Raw genomic sequence first — 20,452 nt, forward strand, 5'->3', positions numbered from 1 at the left:
CCCCCCCTCCCCCCCCCCCCCCCCCCCCCCCCCCCCCCCCCCCCCCCCCCCCCCCCCCCCCCCCCCCCCCCCCCCCCCCCCCCCCCCCCCCCCCCGAACCCCAGCCCCAGTCAAGAAGAAGCGCCAGTTCGACGACATGGGGGAAGACGTCGAGCTGGCACTACCCCCAAGCCCCCACCGCCATCGGAAGACGGTGCCTGTGCAAGGTGTAGGTGCCCACCGTCGTACCGGAACCGATTGGGGGGTCCTGCCCGTCTTGTTGGTTGGGCACGGTTCCGGCGACGGGTCCTCGGTGGACACTCGCCAAGGATCACGCGGGCCGGATGCAGGGCGCTTGCACTACGCTTGCAGGCTCTGACGAGGGTGAGCGGAGGTGGCTGGGTGGAGTTCCGCGTCCTCGGCGCCGTCGAGGCGTGGGCCGGTGGCGAACCGGTCGATCTCGGCTCGCCCAAACAACGGCTCGTGCTGGCGGTTCTGCTGCTGGGGGCGGGCAAGCCGGTACCGCGCGACCGGATCATCGACCTGCTCTGGCCCGAGGAACCGCCCGCCAGTGCGCGGAACACCGTTCAAGCGCTGGTGTCCAGGCTGCGCGCGGTGTTCCGCGGCGCGGGCGGTCCGGAGATCGTCTCCGAGGGGACCCGGTACCTGCTCAAGGTCGACCCGCGCCAGGTCGATCTGCACCGCTTCACCGAGCTGACCGCGCAAGCCCGCGACGCCGACGACGAAACCGCCGTCGAGCTCCTGGACGAGGCGCTCGGTCTGTGGCGCGGCGAGGCGTTGTCCGATGTCGTGAGCGGCGAGGTCGCCCAGCGACTTCGCGGCGGCATCAACGAGGAACGCTGGACGGCACTGGAGGATCGGGCCGAAGCGCAGCTGCGGCTCGGCCGCGGCAGGCAGGTCCTCGCGGAACTGACCGAACTGGTCGCCGCGCATCCCCTGCGACAGCGGTTCGTCGGACAGCTCATGCTCGCGCTGCACCGCGAAGGCCGCACCGATGACGCCCTCGAGGCTTTCCGCGCCTTGAGAGACCGGCTCGGTACCGAACTGGGCCTCGATCCGTCCCCGGAGCTGCGGCGGCTGGAAACCGCGATCCTCGGCGCCGATCCCGCCCTCGAAACCGCGACCGGGCCCGGGCCGGTCCGCCCGGCGCAGCTGCCGCACGACGTCCGGGGTTTCGCCGGGCGGGCGGCCGAGCTGGAGCGGCTCGACGAGGCGGCCAGTCACCCGGTCGACGGCACCGACATCTGGGTGATCAGCGGGACCGCCGGTGTCGGCAAGACCGCGCTCGCGGTCCGCTGGGCCCACCGCGTCCGCGACGCGTTCCCCGACGGTCAGCTGTACCTCGACCTGCGCGGCTTCGACCCCGACCACGAACCGCTCACCCCGGCCGTCGCGCTCACCCGACTCCTGCAAGCACTCGGCACCGCGCCCAAGGCCATCCCGCCGGACACCGACACGCGGGCCGCGCTGCTCAGGTCCCACCTCGCCGACAAACGAGTGCTTCTCGTCCTCGACAACGTGCGCGACACCGGCCAGGTACTGCCGCTGCTGCCGCCGTCCGGCACCGTCCTGGTCACCAGCCGCCAGCGGCTCGGCGACCTCATCGCCCGCACCGGCGCCCGCGCGCTCCCGCTGTCCGTGCTGCCGGCCGAAGACGCGCGGCATCTCCTGGAAGCCGTGCTCGGCAGTGAAACCGTCGCCGCCGAGGCCGTCGCGGCGGCGGAACTGGCGCGGCTGTGCGGGCATCTCCCGCTCGCCCTGCGGATCGCGGCGGCCAACCTCGGCGCGAGCGGCGAACCCGAGATCGCCGAACTCGCCCGCGAGCTCGCCGGTGGTGACCCGCTGGCGGAGCTGACCGTCGACGGTGCCGAGGAAAGTGCCGTGACCACGGCGTTCGGCGTCTCCTACCGGGCACTTCCCGAGGAGCACCGGCAGCTGTTCCGCCGGCTCGCGCTCGTCCCTGGCCAGACGTTCACCGCCCCCGCCGCGCAGGCGCTGACCGGCGTCCCGCACTCGAAGGCGAACCAGCAGCTCAAGGCGCTCGCGGCGGCGCATCTCGTCGAGCGCTACACCCCTGGGCGCTACCGGTTCCACGACCTTCTCCGCAGTTTCGCGGCGGGCCGCACGCTGGCGGAGGACACGAAACCCGAACGCGACGCCGCGGCGAGGCGGCTCTTCGAAAGCTACCTGACCACCGCCGACGCCGCGGGCCGCACCCTCATCCCGCACTTCCTGCGCCTGCCACGCGACCAACCGGTGGACAAATCCTTCGCCGACACCGAAGAGGCGCTGGCGTGGCTGGACGCCGAGTGGCCGAACCTCGCCGCAGCCGTCGAGCACAGTGCCGTACACGGCCCGCCCGAGTTCTCCTGGCATCTCGCCGACGCGCTCCGCGCCTTCTTCCACCAGCGCGGTCATCACGCGGAATGGATCGACACGGCATCGACCGCGCTCAAGGCCGCCCGCCGCGGCGGGGCCGGGCAGGCGCAGGCGGCGATGCATCTGAGCATCGCGCTCGCCTGCGTCAACAGCGGCCGCTACGACGAAGCACGCGAGCACCTCACCAGCGCCTTGCGCGGAGACCTCCTCGACGGCTGGGACGCCGGCCGCGCGGCCGTGCTCAACAACCTGAGCGCGGTGCACCAGCGCCTCGGCGATCCGCAGGAGGCGATCCGCTGCGGGCTGGAATCGCTGCGGCTGTGCGAAGAACTGAACATGCCCGCCGTCTCGATGGCGCTGGCGAACCTCGGTTTCCCGTATTGGCAGACAGGTCAGCTCAACGACGCACTCGTCAACTTCACCCGCGCGCTGAAAGTCGCCGAACGGGACGGCGCCCGGTTCAGTGTCGCGGTGCTGCTGGTCGACCTCGGCAACGTGCACCGCGACCTCGGTCTCCTCGACGACGCCTACGACTTCTACACCCGCGCCGTCGCGGCCAACCGCGAACTGGGTTACCCCTACGGCGAAGCGACCGCGCTGTCCGGCAGGGCCGTACTCGAAAGCAGGCGTGACCCGGGCGAGCAGAACCGCACGGACGCGCTCGAAGCCGTCGAGTTGACGCGCAAGATCGGCGACCGGGGCACCGAGGCCTGGACACTCGTCGGACTCGGCGAGGTCTGCCTGCGGCTCGGCTTGCCCGAGGAGGCCGCCGAGCACTATCGGCTCGCGTTGTCGATCGCGCGGACGACCAGCTTCTTCTGGTGCGAGGCCGCCGCCCGGACCGGACTCGCGGAAACCCTGCTGCGACTGGGGAAGCTCACGGAAGCCCGGACGCACGGCGAGCTGGCACAGGAGCTCGCCGTGCGCTCGGGCTACCGGCTCGTCGAGGAACACGTGAAGTTGATCTTGGACGAGCTTTAGACGCGTGTCTTGGTGTCGTACGACTTCACGCCGGCGGCGATCGCCGCCGTGATCGCCGTCAGGATGGCCAGGAAGATCGTCAGCGCCATCGCGGTGCTGTCGCTGTCGTCGAAGCTGAGGAGCCACCTGACCTGAGCTCCGAACGGCGTGCCCCACACGAGGGGCGCCCCCACGAAGACCGCCACCACGTAGAACACGCAAAGCCCGAACAGCGTCCACACGCCGGGAATCCTGCGGGCGAACGTGAATCCCGCCGCGACCACCAGTACTACGGCGGAGACGACGCCGGTGACCATGTTCTGCACCGTGATACCCGACCAGCGGCCGTTCGCCTCCGTGGCGACGACGACGTTGTAGAACGTGAACCAGATGAGCATGCCGACAGCGAGCAGTGCCAGGATGCCGGCGATCGTCGCCGCCACGGCGTTCGCCCTCGGCTTGGGCGGCGGGTTCTGCCGACCACTCCACGGAGCGGGTCCGCCCGGCGGCTGACCGTACTGAGGGAAACCGGGCTGCGGTGGATCGGGCTGCATCCGCACTCCTCGCGCGTCCGGCGACACGAATCTGCCACCTGTCGTGGTTCGCGGTCACCGTAGCGAACGGTGGCTCATGGTGTCCGGTGTTTGGCAGCAAACTGCCTTCCCGCGCCAGCGGCCCGGAGTGGCGTGGTCGGGCCTGCGATGTGCCGCGAAAGCCACTTTCGCGACGCTGGATGTCCCGAAAGTGGCTCGCGACATGCCCATCGGACGGTCGTGAGTATTCGGGTACGGCTGGTGATCCCGGAGGGCGTGCCGTTGAAGGCCCCCTTGAGGGACCCAGAGTCCCTCAAAGTTCCCCTCACCTGACTCGGAACACCACCTTGAGCCCCAGCAGCACCACCAGCCACGGCGACAGCGCGTGAAGGACTCCTTCCCTCGGCTCAGCCGAGGAAACTCGGCATTCGCATCTTCCCCAGTACATGAAGGCCCCCTTCCTGTACCTAGGCGCAAGGAAGGGGTCCTTCATGTACCGGCGGCAAGCCTTCGTGAGTGTTGGCTCGTCAGGGCCAACCGTGTTCTAGGTACCTACGGCGAGTAGGTCAGGGTCGCAGGTCCGTGAAGGACTCCTTACCTAACTTGAGAGTAGGGAAGGGGCCCTTCACCTCACGCCTGTCGTGGGAACACCACTTCAGACGCGGGCTTCGTCCACGCGAACCGGGCGGCGTTCACGGCGGGACAGTTCGCACGCCTCTGCGATGTAGAACGCCTCCAGCGCGTCCGCCGCGCCGCACGGGCTCGGCGCGCGACCGGCGGCGACGTCGAGGAACGCTTTCAGTTCCCTGATGTACGCGGGGCGGAACCGTTCCATGAAGCCGGGGTAGGCCGGGCCGGGCAACGGCTGGACACCGGGTTCGACCGAGGTCAGCGGCGCGCGGTCGTCCAAGCCCACCACGACGTTGCCCGCGGAGCCGAGCACTTCGAGCCGGACGTCGTAACCCGCGCCGTTGTAGCGCGTCAACGAAACCACCGCCAGCGTTCCGTCGTCCAGTGTCAGGGTCGCGGCCGCGGTGTCGACGTCACCTGCGTCGGCGAAGAATCGCTCGCCCTTGTTCGTCCCGACTGCGTAGACCTCGACGACCTCGCGGCCGCTGACGAACCGGACGACGTCGAAGTCGTGCACCCCGCAGTCACGGAACAGACCGCCGGAGTGCGCGACGTATTCGGCGGGCGGCGGTGCCGGGTCGAGCGTGGTCGCGCGCAAGGTGTGCAGCCAGCCGAGCTCGCCCGAAGCCACCGCCGCCTTCGCGGCCGCGTAGCCCGCGTCGAACCTGCGCTGGAAACCGATCTGCACCGGCACGTCCGAACCGGAAATCCTGTCGATCACCGCGAGCGTGCCGGGGATGTCGGCGGCGACCGGCTTCTCGCAGAACACCGGGATCCCCGCGTCGACGGCCTTGAGGATCAGCTCCGGATGGGCGTCCGTGGCCGCGGCGATCACCAGACCGTCCAAGGAGGACGCGAAAAGCGAGGGGATGTCCGTCGCCGCTTCGACACCGAGTCCGGCCGCGGTCGCCTGGGCACGGGCGGCGTCCACGTCGGCGACGACCAGGGACGAGACCTCATCGAAGCTCTTCAAGGTTTCGGCGTGCGAAGTGCCGATCCGGCCGGCGCCGGCGAGTCCCAACCTCATGTGGTTGCCTTTCTGGAGCGGCGGTGGTCGAACGGACCACCAGCGACGGGTGCAGTAGATGCCGGACCGGTTCGGCACGTTCGCCCCGGACTCGTTCGAGCAGTGCATCGACGGCCAGCCGCCCCATTTCGGTGCGCGGCTGGTCCACAGTGGTCAGTGAAAGATGGCGCAACGCGGCGAGCGAGGTATTGTCGTAGCCGACCACGGAAACGTCTTCGGGAACCCGCAGGCCGGCCTCTTCCAGCGCGGAGATCACGCCGACGGCGTTGAAGTCGTTGCCCGCTACCAATGCCGTCGGCAGTCCACCCCGCGGCGGGTCGCCGAGCAGTTCGTGCACGGCCTTCTCCCCGGCCGTGTCGGTATGCTCGCTGCGCACGATGATCGGATGCAGCCGGTGCCGCCGCATGGCCTGCTGATAGCCCCGGCGCCGGGCCGCCGCACCGGCCGCCAGACCACCGTCCAGGTGAGCGATCCTCCGGTGCCCCAAGGAAACCAGATGATCGACGGCGAGCGCGGAACCCGCTTCCCCGTCGTCGTTCACCGTGTCCACGCCCGGCGCGCGCGAAGTTCGCGACACCAGGACGACGGGTCCTTGCGCGGCCGCTTCCTCGATCGCCGACGCGGGTACCACCGGCGACAGCAGGATCACCCCGGCCGGACGGAAGGACAACAGGCTCTTCAACGCGGCCCGCTCACGCGCGGGACTGCGGCCGCCGGCGTTGAGAATCAAATGGAATCCGGCCGCTTCGGCCGCCGCGTCGAGCCCCTCGACGACGTCGGCGAAGAACGCGTTGCGGAGATCGGAGACCATCACGCCGAGGACGGTCGACGTCCGACTCGCCAGCGACCTGGCCATCGCGTGCGGTTCGTATCCCAGTTCGTGCGCCGCGCACAGCACGCGTGTCCGCCGTTCGTCTGACACGTTCGGCGCGTTGCGCATCACCAGTGACACGAGCGCACGGGACACCCCCGCTTTCGCGGCGACGTCCTCCATCGTCGGTCGCGCCATTTCACTCTCCCCCCGCCCTTGACTTTACTGTGACGAACGCTACATGATTAGAGCGCTCTAATCAATAGAGCGCTCTAATCCCGATCCCCCGAACTTCCAGGAGGCCGCCCGATGACCGTGACGACATCCCGGATCCGCATCGCCGCAGCCCCGATCTCCTGGGGCGTGTGCGAAGTCCCCGACTGGGGCCGCGTACTCGACGCGGGGACCGTACTGGGCGAGATGGCGGAGCTGGGAGTGCGCGCCACCGAACTCGGCCCGCCCGGATATCTGCCGCGAGACCCGGCCGAGCTGCGCGGGCTGCTCGGTGGGTACGAGCTCGACCTGGTCGGCGGGTTCCTCGCCGTCGTACTGCACGAGAACCCCGAAGCCGCGCTGGCGGCGGCCGAGGAGTCCGCGGCGCTCTTCGCCGCCTGCGGTGGCGACGTACTCGTGCTCGCCGCCGCCACCGGTCTCGACAGCTATGACGACCGGCCGAAGCTGAGCGACGCCGAATGGGCGACCCTCGTCGAGACCTCCGGCGTGATCGGGGAAATCGCCGCGCGCCACGGACTTCGCACCGTGTTGCACCCGCACGTCGGGACGCACGCGGAGACCGGGGAAGAGGTCGAGCGCTTCCTCGCCGATTCCGCTCTCCCGCTGTGCCTGGACACCGGGCACCTCCTCATCGGCGGGGCCGATCCGGTGGCACTGGCCGAGCGGTACCCCGAACGGGTCGGGCACCTGCATCTCAAGGACGTGCGCGGCGAACTCGCCGAAGACGTCCGCGCCGGGAGGCTTCCCTATACCGAAGCGGTGGGCAAAGGTCTGTATGTCCCGCTCGGCGACGGGGACGTCGACATCGAAACGATGGTCAGGTCCGTCCACGAGGCGGGCTACGACGGGTGGTACGTGCTCGAACAGGACACCGCGCTGAGCGAGGGGAGCCCGGAGGATCTGCCGAAGCGGGATGTGGCCAGGAGCCTGGCGCATCTCGACGGAATCGTCAGCCGGCTCCCGGCTGCCAGGTAACGGAAGAAGCGAGGAGAGACGACGATGTCCCATCGCTTGAAAGCGGCACTGGTGGTCGTGGCGGGGCTGGTGCTCCTGTCCGCGTGCACCGGGCCGAAGGCCGAGGAGAAACCCGCCGAGGGCGCGGGCCCGGTCACGACGACACAGCCGAGCGGGGCGCTGCGGGTCGCGGTCATCTCGCACGGCACGGCGGGTGACGCGTTCTGGAACGTGGTCAAGAACGGCGCCGAGGAGGCGGGCAGGCAACTCGACGTCCAGGTCGAGTACAACTCCGACGGAGATCCCGGCAACCAGGCCAAGCTGATCGACAACGCGGTCGCCCAGCGGGTCGGCGGGCTGGTGGTGTCGATGGCGAATCCGGAGGCGCTCAAGACCTCGATCGAGAACGCTGTCCGCGCCGGGATCCCGGTCATCACCATCAACTCCGGCGAGGACAAGAGCGCGGGCTACGGCGCGCTCTCTCATGTCGGGCAGAACGAGACCATCGCCGGCGAGGAAGCCGGGAAGAAGTTCCGGGAACTCGGCAAGAAGAAGCTGCTCTGCGTGGTCCACGAAGCGGGCAATGTGGGGCAGGCCCAGCGGTGCGACGGCGCCAAGACCGGCTTCGCGGGCGACGTGCAGACCCTGCAGGTCGACATCAGCAACCCCACCGACGCCGAATCCCGGATCAGGGGCGCGGTGCAGACCGACTCCTCGCTCGACGCCGTTCTGACGTTGAACTCGCAGGTCGCCGCGCGGGCGGTAAGCGCGATCAAGGCGGTCGGCTCGACGGCCCAGGTCGGCACCTTCGATCTGAACACCGACGTGGTCGGCGCGATCAAGGCGGGCGACGTGGTGTTCGCGGTCGATCAGCAGCAGTACGAGCAGGGCTATCTCCCGGTGCAGTTCCTCAAGCTCTACCGGGACAACGCGAACGTCGTCGGCGGCGGGAAGCCGGTGCTCACCGGACCCGACCTGGTCGACAAATCCACTGTGGACACAGTCGGCCGGTACGTGCAAAGGGGCACGCGATGACAACCACCACACTCGACGAACGGATCGCGAAACCCCGGCTGCTCGACAGGCTGGTCGTCCGCCCCGAGATCGGCGCGCTGCTCGGCGCCGTCGTCGTCTTCCTGTTCTTCACCCTCGTCACCGACCAGTTCTTCAGCGGCAGCGGCGTGGCGACCTGGCTGGACGACGCCTCGACACTCGGCATCATGGCGGTCGCCGTGTCCCTGCTGATGATCGGCGGTGAGTTCGACCTCTCGGCCGGCGTGATGACCGCGTCCACCGCGCTCGTCACCGCGACACTGGCGACGCAGGCGGGCTGGAACGTCTGGCTCGCGCTGCTCGCGTCGCTGGTCTTCGCCCTCGCGGTCGGCGCGTTCAACGGCTGGCTGGTTATGCGCACCGGCCTGCCCAGTTTCATCGTCACCCTGGGCACCTTCCTGGCACTGCAAGGGCTCAACCTCGGTGTGACCCGCCTGGTCACCGGCACCGTCCAGGTGTCCGGGATGCGGTCGGCCGACGGCTACGAGTCCGCCGGTTTCGTCTTCGCGTCCACAATGGACATCGGCGGGACGGCGTTCCAGATCTCCATCGTGTGGTGGGTCGGGTTCGCCGTGCTGGCGGCCTGGCTGCTGGTCCGGACCCGGTTCGGCAACTGGATCTTCGCCGTCGGCGGTTCCGCGCAGAGTTCGCGCGCGGTCGGGGTCCCGGTGGTGCGCACCAAGATCGTGCTGTTCATGACCACCGCGCTCGCCGCGTGGCTGGTCGGCTCGATCAACATCCTGCGGTTCGCGAGCGTCCAGGCGAACCAGGGCATCGGGCTGGAGTTCCAGTACATCATCGCGGCCGTGATCGGCGGCTGCCTGCTGACCGGCGGGTTCGGTTCGGCGATCGGCGCCGCGATCGGCGCGCTGATCTTCGGGATGGCGAGGCAGGGCATCGTGTTCGCCCGCTGGGACAGCGACTGGTTCATGCTGTTCCTCGGGGTCATGCTGCTCTCCGCGGTCCTGGTCAACAACGCGTTCCGGCGGCGCGCGGAAAGGGTGCGGCGATGAGCCATCTTCTCGAGGTCAAGGAAGTCGGCAAGACCTACGGCAGCGTGATCGCGTTGCGCGACGTGTCCACAGTGGTCGACGCGGGCGAGGTGACCTGCGTACTCGGCGACAACGGTGCCGGCAAGTCCACCCTGATCAAGATCCTGGCCGGGGTCCACCAGCACGACAGCGGCGAGTTCCTGGTCGAGGGCGAGCCGGTCAAGTTCGCTTCGCCGCGTGAGGCACTCGATCGCGGCATCGCGACGGTGTACCAGGACTTGGCGGTCGTACCGCTGATGAGCGTGTGGCGGAACTTCTTCCTCGGTTCCGAACCGACGGTCGGCTTCGGCCCGTTCCGCGCGCTGGACCGGAAGAAGGGCCGGGAGACGACCAAGAAGGCGTTGTCCGACATGGGCATCGACCTGCGCGACGTCGAGCAGCCGGTCGGCACGCTGTCCGGCGGCGAGCGGCAATGCGTCGCCATCGCGCGGGCCGTGTACTTCGGGGCGAAAGTGCTGATCCTCGACGAGCCGACCGCCGCGTTGGGCGTGAAGCAGGCCGGTGTCGTGCTCAAGTACGTCGCGCAGGCCCGTGACCGCGGGCTCGGCGTCGTACTGATCACGCACAACCCGCACCACGCGTATCCCGTGGCCGATCGCTTCCTGCTACTCAAACGGGGTGCGTCGCTCGGCGCCTACGAGAAACCCGAGATCGACCTGGCCGAACTGACCCGGCAGATGGCGGGCGGCGCGGAACTGGAAGCCCTCGAACACGAATTGCGAGCTGTGGAGTCCCCTTCATGACCGCTCTCGAAGCACTGACCGTCGGCCGGGTCGGGGTGGACCTCTACCCCGAACAGAGCGGCGTGCCGCTGGCCGGGGTCAGCACCTTCGCCAAATCGCTCGGCGGCACCGCGACCAACGTCGCGGTCGCCGCCGCGCGGCTCGGCCGCTCGACGTCGGTGCTGACGAAGGTCGGTCCGGACGGCTTCGGCGACTACGTGCGGCAGGCGCTGCGGGAGTTCGGCGTGTCCGCGGATCACGTGGGGACGTCGGCGGGGTTGCAGACTCCGGTGGTGTTCTGCGCGCTGGACCCGCCCGCGGATCCGCCGCTGTTGTTCTACCGGTCCCCCATCGCGCCGGATCTGACGCTCACCGAGGCCGACGTGCCTTGGGACGTCGTGGAAACGGTGCCGTTGCTGTGGGTCACCGGAACCGGCGTCTCCGTCGAACCGGCGCGCGGCACCCAGCGCAAGATGCTCGAGCGGCGCGGACGCCGGTCGCACACCGTGCTGGACCTCGACTTCCGGCCGATGTTCTGGCCCGGCACCGAGACGGCGCGCGAAGAGATCGGCTGGATGCTCGACCACGTCACGGTCGCCGTCGGCAACCGCACCGAGGCGGAGGTCGCCGTCGGCACCGCCGACCCCGACCAGGCCGCGTCCCGCATGCTGGCGCGGGGCGTCGAACTGGCGGTGATCAAGAAAGGCGCGGAGGGTGTGCTGGTGGCCACCACCGGAGGCCGCTGGACCGTGCCACCCCAGCGGGTCGAGGTCGTGTGCGGACTCGGCGCCGGGGACGGGTTCGGCGGCGCGCTGATCCACGGTCTGCTGTCCGGCTGGGATCCGGTGCGTATCGCCACCTATGCCAACGCGGCGGGCGCACTCGTCGCTTCCCGGCTCGCCTGCGCCGACGCCATGCCCACCGCCGACGAGATCGAGGAGTTGCTGTGAGCGAGCTACACCGTCCACTCGGGACGCTTTCGGCCGAGCGGGATCCCGTCCTGCTCACCCCGGATTCGGCGGGCTGGACCTACAGCGGCCTGCGGGTGCTCTCGCTGGCCGTCGGTGAGACCAGGGTGGTGCGCACCGGCGAGTACGAGGCGTTCGTCCTGCCCCTGTCCGGCGCGTGCACCGTCCGGGTCGACGGGCAGGTCTTCGAACTCACGGGGCGAGACTCCGTTTTCACCCGCGTCACGGACTTCGCGTACGTGCCACGCGACGCCGAAGTCGAGTTGTCGACCCGGGAAGGGATCGAGGTCGCGCTGCCGATGGCGCGCTGTACCCGTCGTCTCGAACCACGCTACGGGGCTGCCGAGAACGTGCCGGTGGAGGTGCGCGGAGCGGGGCAGGCGACGAGGCAGGTCACCAATTTCGGCGTGCCCGGCGTCTGGGACCACGCGGACAAGCTGAACGCGTGTGAACTGATCACCCCCGGCGGCAACTGGTCCTCCTATCCGCCGCACAAACACGACGAGGCGTCCGAATGCGAGGTCGTCAACGAGGAGATCTACTACTTCCGCATCGCCGGCCGCGACGGCGTGACACCGTCGCGTGAAGGATTCGGTCTCCATCGGACGTACACCTCCGACGGTGGACTGGACGAGGACGTCGCGGTCCGGGACGGCGACGTCTTCCTGATCCCGCGCGGTTACCACGGTCCCTGTGTCGCCGCGCCGGGTTACCCGATGTACTACCTGAACGTCCTGGCCGGACCGGCCGATGAGCGTTCGATGGCGTTCTGCGACGACCCCGCGCACGGCTGGATCCGCGAGACCTGGAACGACCAGGGCTTCGATCCACGCTGCCCGGTCACGAGCCACGAAGGACGGGTGTCATGAAGCTGACCACGGCACAGGCTCTGGTGCGCTGGCTGCTCGCGCAGCGGTCGGAAACCCTGGACGGACGGGAAGTCCCCTTGTTCCCGGGTGTTTTCGCGATCTTCGGGCACGGCAACGTGCTCGGTCTCGGCACCGCGCTGGAGGAGCACCGCGACGAACTCCCCCTGTGGCGCGGGCAGACCGAGCAGGGCATGGCGCTCGCGGCGGTCGGCTACGCCAAGGCGACACATCGGCGTCAGGTCGGCGTGGTGACGTCGTCGATCGGACCCGGCGCGCTGAACATGGTCACCGCGGCCGGGGTCGCGCACGCGAACCGGCTGCCGGTACTGCTGCTCCCCGGTGACACCTTCACCAGCCGCGCGCCGGATCCCGTTTTGCAGCAGGTGGAGCATTTCGGCGACCCGACGGCCACGGTCAACGACGCGTTCCGCGCGGTGAGCCGGTATTTCGACCGGATCGTCCGGCCGGAGCAACTGCTCTCAACGCTGCCCCAGGTCGCCAGGGTGCTGACCGATCCGGCGGACGCGGGTCCGGTGACCCTGGCGCTGCCCCAAGACGTCCAAGCGGAGACCTACGACTTCCCGGACGCGCTCTTCGCACCCGTGACCCATCGCCCGCCGCGTCCCCGGCCTGATCGCCGGGCGCTCACCGAGGCGGCCGGCGCGGTGCGAGCGGCCCGGAGGCCGTTGCTGGTGCTGGGCGGCGGCGTCCGCTACTCCGGTGCCGGTGAGCGTGCGCTGGCCTTCGCCGAGCGGCACGGCGTCCCGATCACCGAAACCACGGCCGGGCGCACCCTGGTCCCGCACGGCCATCCCCTGCACGCCGGTCCGCTGGGTGTCACCGGATCGACCTCGGCGAACGTCCTGGCCGCCGAAGCCGATGTCGTACTCGCCGTCGGCACCCGTTTGCAGGACTTCACCACGGCGTCCTGGACGGTGTTCTCCCCCGACGTGCGGCTGATCACCCTGAACGCCGCCCGGTTCGACGCGGTCAAGCACGGTGCGCTGGCCGTCGTGAGCGACGCCGACGCGGGTCTCGCGGATCTGGCCGCGCAACTGGAGAGCTGGCAGGTCGATCCTTTATGGACGGAGCGCGCGGCGGCGGAACGCGGCCGATGGGACGCGCATATCGACACGCTGCGTGGTGCCGCCGGCGAGGTGCCGACCTACGCCCAGGTCGTCGGCGCGGTCAACGACCTCTCCGAGCCGCACGACTACGTGATGACCGCGTCCGGCGGGATGCCCGGAGAACTGATCGGCGGCTGGCGCGGATCGGGGTCGATCAGCATGGACGTCGAATACGGGTTCTCGTGCATGGGGTACGAACTCGCGGGCGCGTGGGGTGCGGCGATGGCGCACACCGGGGGCTTGGTCACCACGATGCTCGGTGACGGCTCGTACTTGATGCTGAACTCCGAATTGTTCTCGGCCGCCTTCGCCGGGCATCCCTTCGTGGCGGTGGTCTGCGACAACGACGGCTTCGCGGTCATCGCCCGTCTGCAAGAGGGGCAAGGCGGCGAACCGTTCAACAACTTCCTCGCCGACTGCCGGAGCGTGCACGCCACTCCCCCTCGGGTCGACTTCGCGCGGCATGCGGAGTCACTGGGCTGCGCGGTGTTCACAGCGTCCTCTTTGGACGATGTGCGCTCGGCGTACGCGAGGGCACGGGAGGCCGCGGTGGCCGAGAACCGTCCGGCGGTGGTCGTGGTGCGGACCCAGCCGGCTTCGTGGACCGAGGCCGGTGCCTGGTGGGAGGTCGGCGTCCCGGAGCACCTCGCGGGCCGGGAAGGCTTCGAGGAGAGTAAACCCACGCAAGTGAGGTACTTGAACGCCCGCATTTAGAGGACTGAATGCGGGCAAGGCTGTCCGCATCGGTGACGTCCATCCAGACACCCGTGCGAGCCGCGGCTTCCAGCACCAGCCGGGCGTCCTTCTCGGCGTTGTCGATTGAGAAGGCGGTGGTGACGTCGACGAAAGTGCCACGGGTCGACACCGAGTCCTTCGGCCAGCGCCAGTACCTCGCCGACGCCGTGGGTCAGCGCGATCACCCAGGTGTTCAGCACCAGTTTGAGCCTGCTCGCCGCGCCGGAGCGGCCGTCTTCGCCGACCCACCACGTGCGCTTGCCGATCGCGTCGGACAACGACTGGACGGTCTCCCGCGCCTCGGCCGTGCCGGCCGCGAGCACGATCAACTGGCCCCTCAGCGTCCGAGCAGGCGCCGGATCTCGGTGACGGCCGCTCGGCCCGCCCGGTTCGCGCCGACGGTGCTGGCGGACGGGCCGTAACCGACCAGATGCAGCCGCGGTTCGGCGACGACCCGGGTGCCGTCCATCCGGATACCGCCACCGGACGCGCGCAAGCGCAACGGCGCGAAATGGTCGATCGCGGCCCGGAACCCGGTGGCCCACAGGATGATGTCGGCGGGTTCGAAGGTACCGTCCGCCCACTCCACCCCGCCCGGCGTGATCCGCCGGAACATCGGGTGACGGTCGAGGATGCCCGCGTCGAGCCCCGCGCGCACCTCGGGCGTCACCGCCAGATCGGTCACACTCACGACGCTTTTCGGCGGCAAGCCCTCCCGGACCCGCCGGTCGACCTTGGCGACGGCCTCCCGGCCCCAGTCCTCACTGAACGGCTCGTCGCGCCAGACCGGCGGACGCCGCGTCACCCAGCGCGTCGAGCGCGCGACGGGAGCGATCTCCAGCAGCAGCTGGACGGCCGACGCGCCACCGCCGACCACGACGACGCGTTTGCCGCGGAAGTCGCCGACGCCGGTGTAGTCGGCGGTGTGCAGCTGGCGGCCGCGGAAGGTCTCCTGCCCCGGGTAGTACGGCCAGAACGGCCGGTCCCAGGTGCCGGTCGCGCTGATCACCGCGCGGGCGGCCCAGCTTTCGGTCGCACTCGCGACCACCAGCCGATCGTCCTCGGCGCTCACCGACAGGACGTCGACGGGGCGATGGACCGGAAGGTCGTAGGTGCGCTCGAAACGGCCGAAGTACTCGGCGACGGCCTCGGCCGCGGGCTGTTTCGGATCCGGGGTGCCGAAAGACATGCCGGGAAGGTCGTAGACGCCGTGGACCTTCTCCATCACCAGCGAAGGCCAGCGGTACTGCCACGCACCACCAGGGCGTTTGCCGTGGTCGAGCACGACGAAACCCGCCTTGTTGGCGAATCCCGCGCGGCGCAGGTGATACGCCGCCGACAGGCCTGCCTGCCCCGCCCCGATCACCACCACGTCGACTTCGTGATCCGCCTTCATACCGGGTTCAACGGTGTCGGGCCCCGGCTATTTCCTTCCATGTCCCTGTGTCCGGTGCGTCACAGCCCGCACGATCGCGACGACCAGGAGTACGCCGGTGAGGGCCACCAGTACCGGCGCCACGCGGTTGACCACGGAGTCGCCCGCGTACTCCATCAGGTCGATCGCTTCGCCCTCCGTCACGGGCTTGACCGCTTGCAATGGCGGGCGTTCCTGGAATTTCTCAGGCTCGGACGTGCCGAGCTTGCCGGACAGGCAGTCCGCGAACGAGTCGAGGATCTTGCCGCCGACCTCGGAGATCATCCCGCGCCCGAATTGCGCCGGCTTACCGGTGACCGTCAGCTCCGTGGCGACCGCGCCATGGGTGACGCCGTCCTTCTCGGTCAGGGTGAGCGTCACCGTCGCCGACGCCGTGCCCGCGCCGCGAGCGTCTTTTCCGGCGGCCCTGATGACGACCTTCTTCGCGTCGGCGTCCTTCTCGACGAACTGGCCGGTTCCCTTGTAGAGCAGGGAGATCGGCCCGAGCTTGACCTTCACCGTGCCTTTGAAGGCGTCCCCGTCGACTTCGGTGAGGGTGGCGCCGGGCATGCACGGCGCCACCCGTTCCGGATCGATGACGGCCTTCCAGACCTCGTCGGCCGGGGCGGGAACGGTGAATTCGTGGTCGAGCCGCACGGGCCGACCTCCCTTCTCTGTATTTCAGGTGACCCGGTCGCGATCGACGTCGGCAGGACGCTGCCTGGTCAAACCGCTCACCTTCGCGGGTCAGGCGCCCTGCCACCGCGATAGCGGGTTCACGTTATCTCTCCGTTAACCGGGTTTGTCTTCAGCTCCGCCGACAAGTCGCCTGTCTACGCGCCTGCCGCGGCGAGAACCGCCCGACCGGTCAGCACCCTGGCGAGGTGCTGCCGGTATTCGACATCGGAATTGCCGTCGGCCGTGGGATCCGTACCCTCCGCCGCGCGTTCGGCCGCGCCGCGAATGGCTTCGGCGGTGGCCACGCAGCCGACAAGCGCCTCCTCGACCCCGGCCGCCCGCACCGGTGTCGAGCCCATGTTGGTCAGCGCGACCCGCGCCTCCTCGATGGTGCCCGCCTCGGTGCGGACGCAGGCCGCGACCGCGACCATCGACCACGCCTGGGCGACCCGGTTGAATTTCTCGTAGTGGGCGCGCCAGCCGGTGTGCTTCGGCACGCGGACCTCGACCAGGAGTTCGTCCGCGGCGAGCGCGGTGGTGAACATGTCCTGGAAGAAGTCCGCCGCGGCGACCGTCCGCCGCCCGCCCGGCCCGGCGACGACGAGTTCGCAGCCGAGGGCGAGCACGGGGGCGAGCAGGTCACCGGCGGGATCGGCGTGCGCGATGGCGCCGCCGAACGTGCCGCGATGGCGGATCTGCGGATCGGCCACCGTGTCGGTGGCGGCCTTGAGCAACGCGGCGTGCTCGGCGACCAGCGCGTCCCGCTGGACGTCGTAATGCGTGGTCATCGAGCCGATGACCAGCGCGTCGCCGTCCTCGCGGACACCACGCAGCTCGGCGACTTTCCCGAGGTCGACGAGCGTGGTCGGCGTGGCGAGCCGCATCCGCAGCACCGGCAGCAGGCTTTGCCCGCCCGCCAGCACCTTGGCGTCCTCGCCCGCTTCGGTGAGGGCGCTGATCGCTTCGTCCACTGTGGACGGAGCGACGTAGTCGAACGGGGCCGGGATCACTGGGCACCTCCGGTGGCGTCGATCGAACCGAGACCGCCACCGGCTTCGGAGCCCAGCCCGCCCGCGGCGGCCGACCCGTGCCGGACGGCGTGCCAGACCCGCATCGGGGTCAACGGCATTTCGATGTCGTTCACCCCGAAGTGCCGGACGGCGTCGATCACGGCGTTGACCACCGCCGGGGTCGAGGCGATCGTGCCCGCCTCGCCGACTCCCTTGGCGCCCAACGGGTTCGTCGTCGAGGGTGTTTCGGTACGGTCGGTGGTGAAGCTGGGCAGATCCGCCGCCGACGGGAGCAGATAGTCGGCGAACGTGCCGGTGGTCAGCGTGCCGCCTTCGTCGTGGATGGCCTCCTCGAACAACGCCTGCGCGATACCCTGCGCGAGCCCGCCGTGCACCTGGCCTTCGACGATCAACGGATTGACGGCCACGCCGACGTCATCAACGCAGACATAAGAGCGCAACCGCACGCGTCCGGTCTCGGTGTCGACCTCGGCCGCGCACAGATGCGTGCCGTGCGGGAAGGAGAAGTTCTCCGGATCGAACGTGTCCGACGAATCCAGCGAGGGTTCGACGCCGTCCGGCAGGTTGTGCGCCGAGAACACGGCCCACGCGATGTCCTGGATGGACGTCGAGGCATCCGTGCCCTTGACCGAGAACTTGCCCGCCGAGAATTCGAGGTCGTCCTCGGAGCACTCCATCAGATGCGCCGCGATCGGCTTGGCCTTGGCGAGCACCTTGTCCGCCGCCTTGACCACCGCGATCCCGCCGACCACCAGCGAGCGCGAGCCGTAGGTGTCCATGCCCTTGTGCGAGGACTGGGTGTCACCGTGGATGACCTCGATGTCCTCGAACGGGATGCCGAGTTTGTCGGCGACGATCTGACTCCACGCCGTCTCGTGGCCCTGGCCGTGCGCGGAGGCGCCGGTGACGACCTCGATCTTGCCGGTCGGCAGCACCCGGATCTCCGCGTGCTCCCAGCCGCCCGCCGCGTAGTCCAGCGAGCCGAGCACCCGCGACGGCGCGAGACCGCACATTTCGGTGAACGTCGAGATGCCGATGCCGAGCTGGACCGGGTCGCCCGATTCCCGCCGTTCCTTCTGTTCGCGGCGGAGACCGTCATAGTCGAAGAGCTCCTTGGCCTTGGCGGTCGCGGCCTCGTAGTTGCCCGAGTCGTAGGTCAGCCCGGCCACCGTGGTGAACGGGAACTCCTCGTGGGAGATCCAGTTCTTCTCGCGGAGTTCCAGCGGATCCATGCCCAGCTCGACGGCGAGTTCGTCCATCATCCGCTCGATGCCGAACGTGGCTTCCGGCCGCCCGGCGCCGCGGTAGGCGTCGGTGAGCGTGGTGTTGGTGAACACGTTGGTGCAGGCGAAGTGGTACGCCGGGAACTTGTAGATGGCGTTGAACATGAACGCGCCGAGGATCGGCACGCCGGGGCCGACGAGACCGAGGTACGCGCCCATGTCGGCGAGCAGTTCGACCTTGAGGCCGGTCACCGTGCCGTCGCGGTTCGCGGTGACGGTGATGTCCTGGATCTGGTCGCGGCCGTGGTGCGCGGCGACCATCGTCTCCGAACGGGATTCGGTCCACTTGACCGGTTTGCCGAGCCGCTGGGCGATCAGCGTCGACATCATCTCTTCGGGCAGCACGGCGATCTTGCCGCCGAACCCGCCTCCGACGTCGGGCGCGATCACCCGCACCTTGTGCTCGGGCAGGCCGAGCGTGGCCGCGGTCATCGTCTTGAGGATGTGCGGGACCTGGGTGGCCGACCACATGACCAGCTGGCTGCCCGTCGGGTCGACGACACACGCCCGCGGTTCCATGAACGCCGGCACCAGCCGCTGCTGACGGAAGCGCCGCTTGAGCACGACTTCGGAATTCGAGATCGCGTCCTCGACGCTGGAGCCGGTGCCCGCGTCGGCGGAGTCGAAGACCCAGACCGCGTTCTGGTTGGTACCGAGATTCTCGTGCACCAGCGGCGCGCCCTCGGCGAGCGCGTTCTCTAGCCCGAGAACGACCGGCAGTTCGTCGTACTCGACGTCGATCGCCTCGAGCACGTCATGCGCTTCGGCCGACGTGCGGGCGACGACCACCGCGACACCCTCACCGGCGAAGTTCACCGTGTCCGAAGCGAGGATGGGCCGCCTCGGTGACTTCATGTCCGGGGTGATCGGCCACGCGCACGGCATGCCGATGGCGCTCTCCGGGTCGAGGTCCTTCCCGGTGAACACGGCGACCACACCCGGCGCGGACTTCGCCTCGGCGACGTCGATCGACACGATCTTGGCGTGCGCGAACGGGCTGCGAAGCACCGCGAGATGCAGCATGCCGGGCAGCGTCAGGTTGTCGGTCCAGCGGGTCCTGCCGGTGATGAGGCGCTCGTCCTCCTTGCGGCGACGGGACTTGCCGACCTCCGGTTCGATCGTGGAGGTCATCACTCACCACCCGCGCCGACGCGGGAAGCGGTGTCCGAGGCGAGCCGCTCGGCCTCGGGACCGGCACCGGGCCGCATCTGGTGGGCGGCGTCGCGGACCGCGCGGACGATGTTCTGGTAGCCGGTGCACCGGCACAGGTTGCCTTCGAGGCCTTCCCGGACGGCCTTCTCGTCCGGATCGGGATTGTCGGCGAGCAGGTCGATCGACTGCATGATCATGCCGGGAGTACAGAAACCGCACTGGAGCGCGTGATTCTCATGGAAGGCCTTCTGCACCGGATGCAGTTCGCCGTCGCGGGCGAGTCCCTCGATCGTGGTGACCTCGCAGCCGTCGGCCTGGACCGCGAGTACCGAACAGGACTTCACGCTGTGCCCGTCGAGGTGGACGGTGCAGGCCCCGCAGTTGCTGGTGTCGCAACCGACCACGGTGCCTACCTTCCCGACCCGTTCGCGCAGATGGTGCACGAGCAGGGTCCGGGGTTCCACGTCGTCTGTGTAGGGGGTGCCGTCGACGGTGACGGTGATGCGCATCAGGCCTCCAAAAGCAAGAGAAACCCCGCGCTGATCCGGGGGTCGTTCGGGAGCGGCCGGTCATTCGGTGGTCACGGACCGACCCCGGAGCGACCGTGATCGGACTCACAGTCGAGCGTGCTACTTAGGTCCTGCCAGGGCAACCCCTACCAGGGGGTCACTCCTTGACACTGGCGCATCTGCGTTGAAAACGAAAGAAAAGCGCCGCGGACACGGAAAATCGGCAAGTGTCCATTCGGTCCGGTTGGTCGTGGGGGGGGGGTTTTTTTTTTTGCCCCCAAAAGCACCCCCCCCCCCCCCCCCCCCCCCCCCCCCCCCCACCCCCTCGTTT

The 20,452-nt window shown here is 69.4% G+C and carries 17 protein-coding genes; 8 read left to right on the forward strand and 9 right to left on the reverse strand.

The features are described 5' to 3' along the window. The first annotated feature begins 381 nt into the window (after nucleotides 1–381). Entirely contained in the window at nucleotides 382–3,360 is a 2,979-nt protein-coding gene (locus tag ACZ6DT_RS38530) for an AfsR/SARP family transcriptional regulator (protein WP_465604477.1), read from the forward strand. On the opposite strand, the gene ACZ6DT_RS38535 is transcribed toward ACZ6DT_RS38530, so the two are convergent. From ACZ6DT_RS38535 to ACZ6DT_RS38545, 3 genes are all read right to left on the reverse strand, one after another. Beyond that, a complete protein-coding gene (locus tag ACZ6DT_RS38535) occupies nucleotides 3,357–3,893 on the reverse strand; it encodes a hypothetical protein (protein WP_465604480.1) in 537 nt (178 codons plus the stop codon). The two genes, ACZ6DT_RS38530 and ACZ6DT_RS38535, sit on opposite strands and share 4 nt — an antisense overlap. A 634-nt stretch (nucleotides 3,894–4,527) precedes the next feature. Beyond that, a complete protein-coding gene (locus ACZ6DT_RS38540; RefSeq protein WP_465604483.1) occupies nucleotides 4,528–5,529 on the reverse strand; it encodes a Gfo/Idh/MocA family protein in 1,002 nt (333 codons plus the stop codon). Beyond that, nucleotides 5,459–6,538: a LacI family DNA-binding transcriptional regulator gene (locus ACZ6DT_RS38545; RefSeq protein WP_465604485.1), complete on the reverse strand. Its 1,080-nt coding sequence runs from the start codon at nucleotides 6,536–6,538 to the stop codon at nucleotides 5,459–5,461. Before ACZ6DT_RS38545 ends, ACZ6DT_RS38540 begins: the two co-directional genes overlap by 71 nt. 111 nt (nucleotides 6,539–6,649) lie before the next feature. Here ACZ6DT_RS38545 and ACZ6DT_RS38550 point away from each other — a divergent pair, with 111 nt between their 5' ends. Genes ACZ6DT_RS38550 through iolD form a run of 7 tightly spaced genes read left to right on the forward strand, consistent with a single transcriptional unit; the run spans nucleotide 6,650 to nucleotide 14,033 of the window. Next, nucleotides 6,650–7,549, forward strand: a complete 900-nt coding sequence (locus tag ACZ6DT_RS38550; protein ID WP_465604488.1) for a sugar phosphate isomerase/epimerase family protein — start codon at nucleotides 6,650–6,652, stop codon at nucleotides 7,547–7,549. A 24-nt stretch (nucleotides 7,550–7,573) separates the two neighbouring features. Continuing rightward, nucleotides 7,574–8,563, forward strand: a complete 990-nt coding sequence (locus tag ACZ6DT_RS38555) for a sugar ABC transporter substrate-binding protein (protein ID WP_465604491.1) — start codon at nucleotides 7,574–7,576, stop codon at nucleotides 8,561–8,563. Next, nucleotides 8,560–9,594, forward strand: a complete 1,035-nt coding sequence (locus ACZ6DT_RS38560; protein WP_465604494.1) for an ABC transporter permease — start codon at nucleotides 8,560–8,562, stop codon at nucleotides 9,592–9,594. The genes ACZ6DT_RS38555 and ACZ6DT_RS38560 overlap by 4 nt, the downstream gene beginning before the upstream one ends. Then, a complete protein-coding gene (locus ACZ6DT_RS38565; protein ID WP_465604497.1) occupies nucleotides 9,591–10,376 on the forward strand; it encodes an ATP-binding cassette domain-containing protein in 786 nt (261 codons plus the stop codon). The genes ACZ6DT_RS38560 and ACZ6DT_RS38565 overlap by 4 nt, the downstream gene beginning before the upstream one ends. Further along, nucleotides 10,373–11,305 carry a 5-dehydro-2-deoxygluconokinase gene (iolC, locus tag ACZ6DT_RS38570; protein WP_465604500.1) on the forward strand — a complete coding sequence of 311 codons (933 nt, stop codon included), beginning with the start codon at nucleotides 10,373–10,375 and terminating at the stop codon, nucleotides 11,303–11,305. The genes ACZ6DT_RS38565 and iolC overlap by 4 nt, the downstream gene beginning before the upstream one ends. Next, nucleotides 11,302–12,192 (forward strand): 5-deoxy-glucuronate isomerase, encoded by an 891-nt coding sequence (iolB, locus tag ACZ6DT_RS38575; protein WP_465604503.1) that lies wholly within the window; start codon nucleotides 11,302–11,304, stop codon nucleotides 12,190–12,192. The genes iolC and iolB overlap by 4 nt, the downstream gene beginning before the upstream one ends. After that, complete coding sequence (gene iolD / locus ACZ6DT_RS38580) at nucleotides 12,189–14,033, forward strand: 3D-(3,5/4)-trihydroxycyclohexane-1,2-dione acylhydrolase (decyclizing) (protein ID WP_465604506.1); 1,845 nt, start codon at nucleotides 12,189–12,191, stop codon at nucleotides 14,031–14,033. The genes iolB and iolD overlap by 4 nt, the downstream gene beginning before the upstream one ends. Here iolD and ACZ6DT_RS38585 read toward each other — a convergent pair. The 6 genes from ACZ6DT_RS38585 to ACZ6DT_RS38610 all read right to left on the reverse strand — a co-directional run bounded on the left by ACZ6DT_RS38585 (nucleotide 14,030) and on the right by ACZ6DT_RS38610 (nucleotide 20,121). Beyond that, nucleotides 14,030–14,383 carry a hypothetical protein gene (locus ACZ6DT_RS38585; RefSeq protein ID WP_465604509.1) on the reverse strand — a complete coding sequence of 118 codons (354 nt, stop codon included), beginning with the start codon at nucleotides 14,381–14,383 and terminating at the stop codon, nucleotides 14,030–14,032. The genes iolD and ACZ6DT_RS38585 overlap by 4 nt on opposite strands. Nucleotides 14,384–14,391: 8 nt before the next feature. Beyond that, entirely contained in the window at nucleotides 14,392–15,450 is a 1,059-nt protein-coding gene (locus ACZ6DT_RS38590; RefSeq protein ID WP_465604512.1) for an NAD(P)-binding domain-containing protein, read from the reverse strand. 27 nt (nucleotides 15,451–15,477) lie between these two features. Further along, nucleotides 15,478–16,125, reverse strand: a complete 648-nt coding sequence (locus tag ACZ6DT_RS38595) for an SRPBCC family protein (RefSeq protein ID WP_465604515.1) — start codon at nucleotides 16,123–16,125, stop codon at nucleotides 15,478–15,480. A gap of 176 nt (nucleotides 16,126–16,301) precedes the next feature. After that, on the reverse strand, nucleotides 16,302–17,156 hold the full coding sequence (locus tag ACZ6DT_RS38600; protein ID WP_465604518.1) for an FAD binding domain-containing protein: 855 nt from the start codon (nucleotides 17,154–17,156) through the stop codon (nucleotides 16,302–16,304). After that, the gene (locus tag ACZ6DT_RS38605) at nucleotides 17,153–19,591 is read right to left on the reverse strand and encodes a xanthine dehydrogenase family protein molybdopterin-binding subunit (RefSeq protein WP_465604520.1); all 2,439 of its coding nucleotides are present in this window, start codon (nucleotides 19,589–19,591) and stop codon (nucleotides 17,153–17,155) included. Before ACZ6DT_RS38605 ends, ACZ6DT_RS38600 begins: the two co-directional genes overlap by 4 nt. Continuing rightward, entirely contained in the window at nucleotides 19,591–20,121 is a 531-nt protein-coding gene (locus ACZ6DT_RS38610; RefSeq protein ID WP_465604523.1) for a (2Fe-2S)-binding protein, read from the reverse strand. Before ACZ6DT_RS38610 ends, ACZ6DT_RS38605 begins: the two co-directional genes overlap by 1 nt. Nucleotides 20,122–20,452: the final 331 nt, after the last annotated feature.

The organism is Amycolatopsis sp. NPDC041971 (assembly GCF_055588925.1).

Coding starts and splice junctions, on each gene's coding strand:
- ACZ6DT_RS38535 (WP_465604480.1), bottom strand. CDS start 3,893: ATGCAGCCCGATCCACCGCAGCCCGGTTTCCCTCAGTACGGTCAGCCG.
- ACZ6DT_RS38540 (WP_465604483.1), bottom strand. CDS start 5,529: ATGAGGTTGGGACTCGCCGGCGCCGGCCGGATCGGCACTTCGCACGCC.
- ACZ6DT_RS38545 (WP_465604485.1), bottom strand. CDS start 6,538: ATGGCGCGACCGACGATGGAGGACGTCGCCGCGAAAGCGGGGGTGTCC.
- ACZ6DT_RS38550 (WP_465604488.1), top strand. CDS start 6,650: ATGACCGTGACGACATCCCGGATCCGCATCGCCGCAGCCCCGATCTCC.
- ACZ6DT_RS38555 (WP_465604491.1), top strand. CDS start 7,574: ATGTCCCATCGCTTGAAAGCGGCACTGGTGGTCGTGGCGGGGCTGGTG.
- ACZ6DT_RS38560 (WP_465604494.1), top strand. CDS start 8,560: ATGACAACCACCACACTCGACGAACGGATCGCGAAACCCCGGCTGCTC.
- ACZ6DT_RS38565 (WP_465604497.1), top strand. CDS start 9,591: ATGAGCCATCTTCTCGAGGTCAAGGAAGTCGGCAAGACCTACGGCAGC.
- iolC (WP_465604500.1), top strand. CDS start 10,373: ATGACCGCTCTCGAAGCACTGACCGTCGGCCGGGTCGGGGTGGACCTC.
- iolD (WP_465604506.1), top strand. CDS start 12,189: ATGAAGCTGACCACGGCACAGGCTCTGGTGCGCTGGCTGCTCGCGCAG.
- ACZ6DT_RS38590 (WP_465604512.1), bottom strand. CDS start 15,450: ATGAAGGCGGATCACGAAGTCGACGTGGTGGTGATCGGGGCGGGGCAG.
- ACZ6DT_RS38605 (WP_465604520.1), bottom strand. CDS start 19,591: ATGACCTCCACGATCGAACCGGAGGTCGGCAAGTCCCGTCGCCGCAAG.
- ACZ6DT_RS38610 (WP_465604523.1), bottom strand. CDS start 20,121: ATGCGCATCACCGTCACCGTCGACGGCACCCCCTACACAGACGACGTG.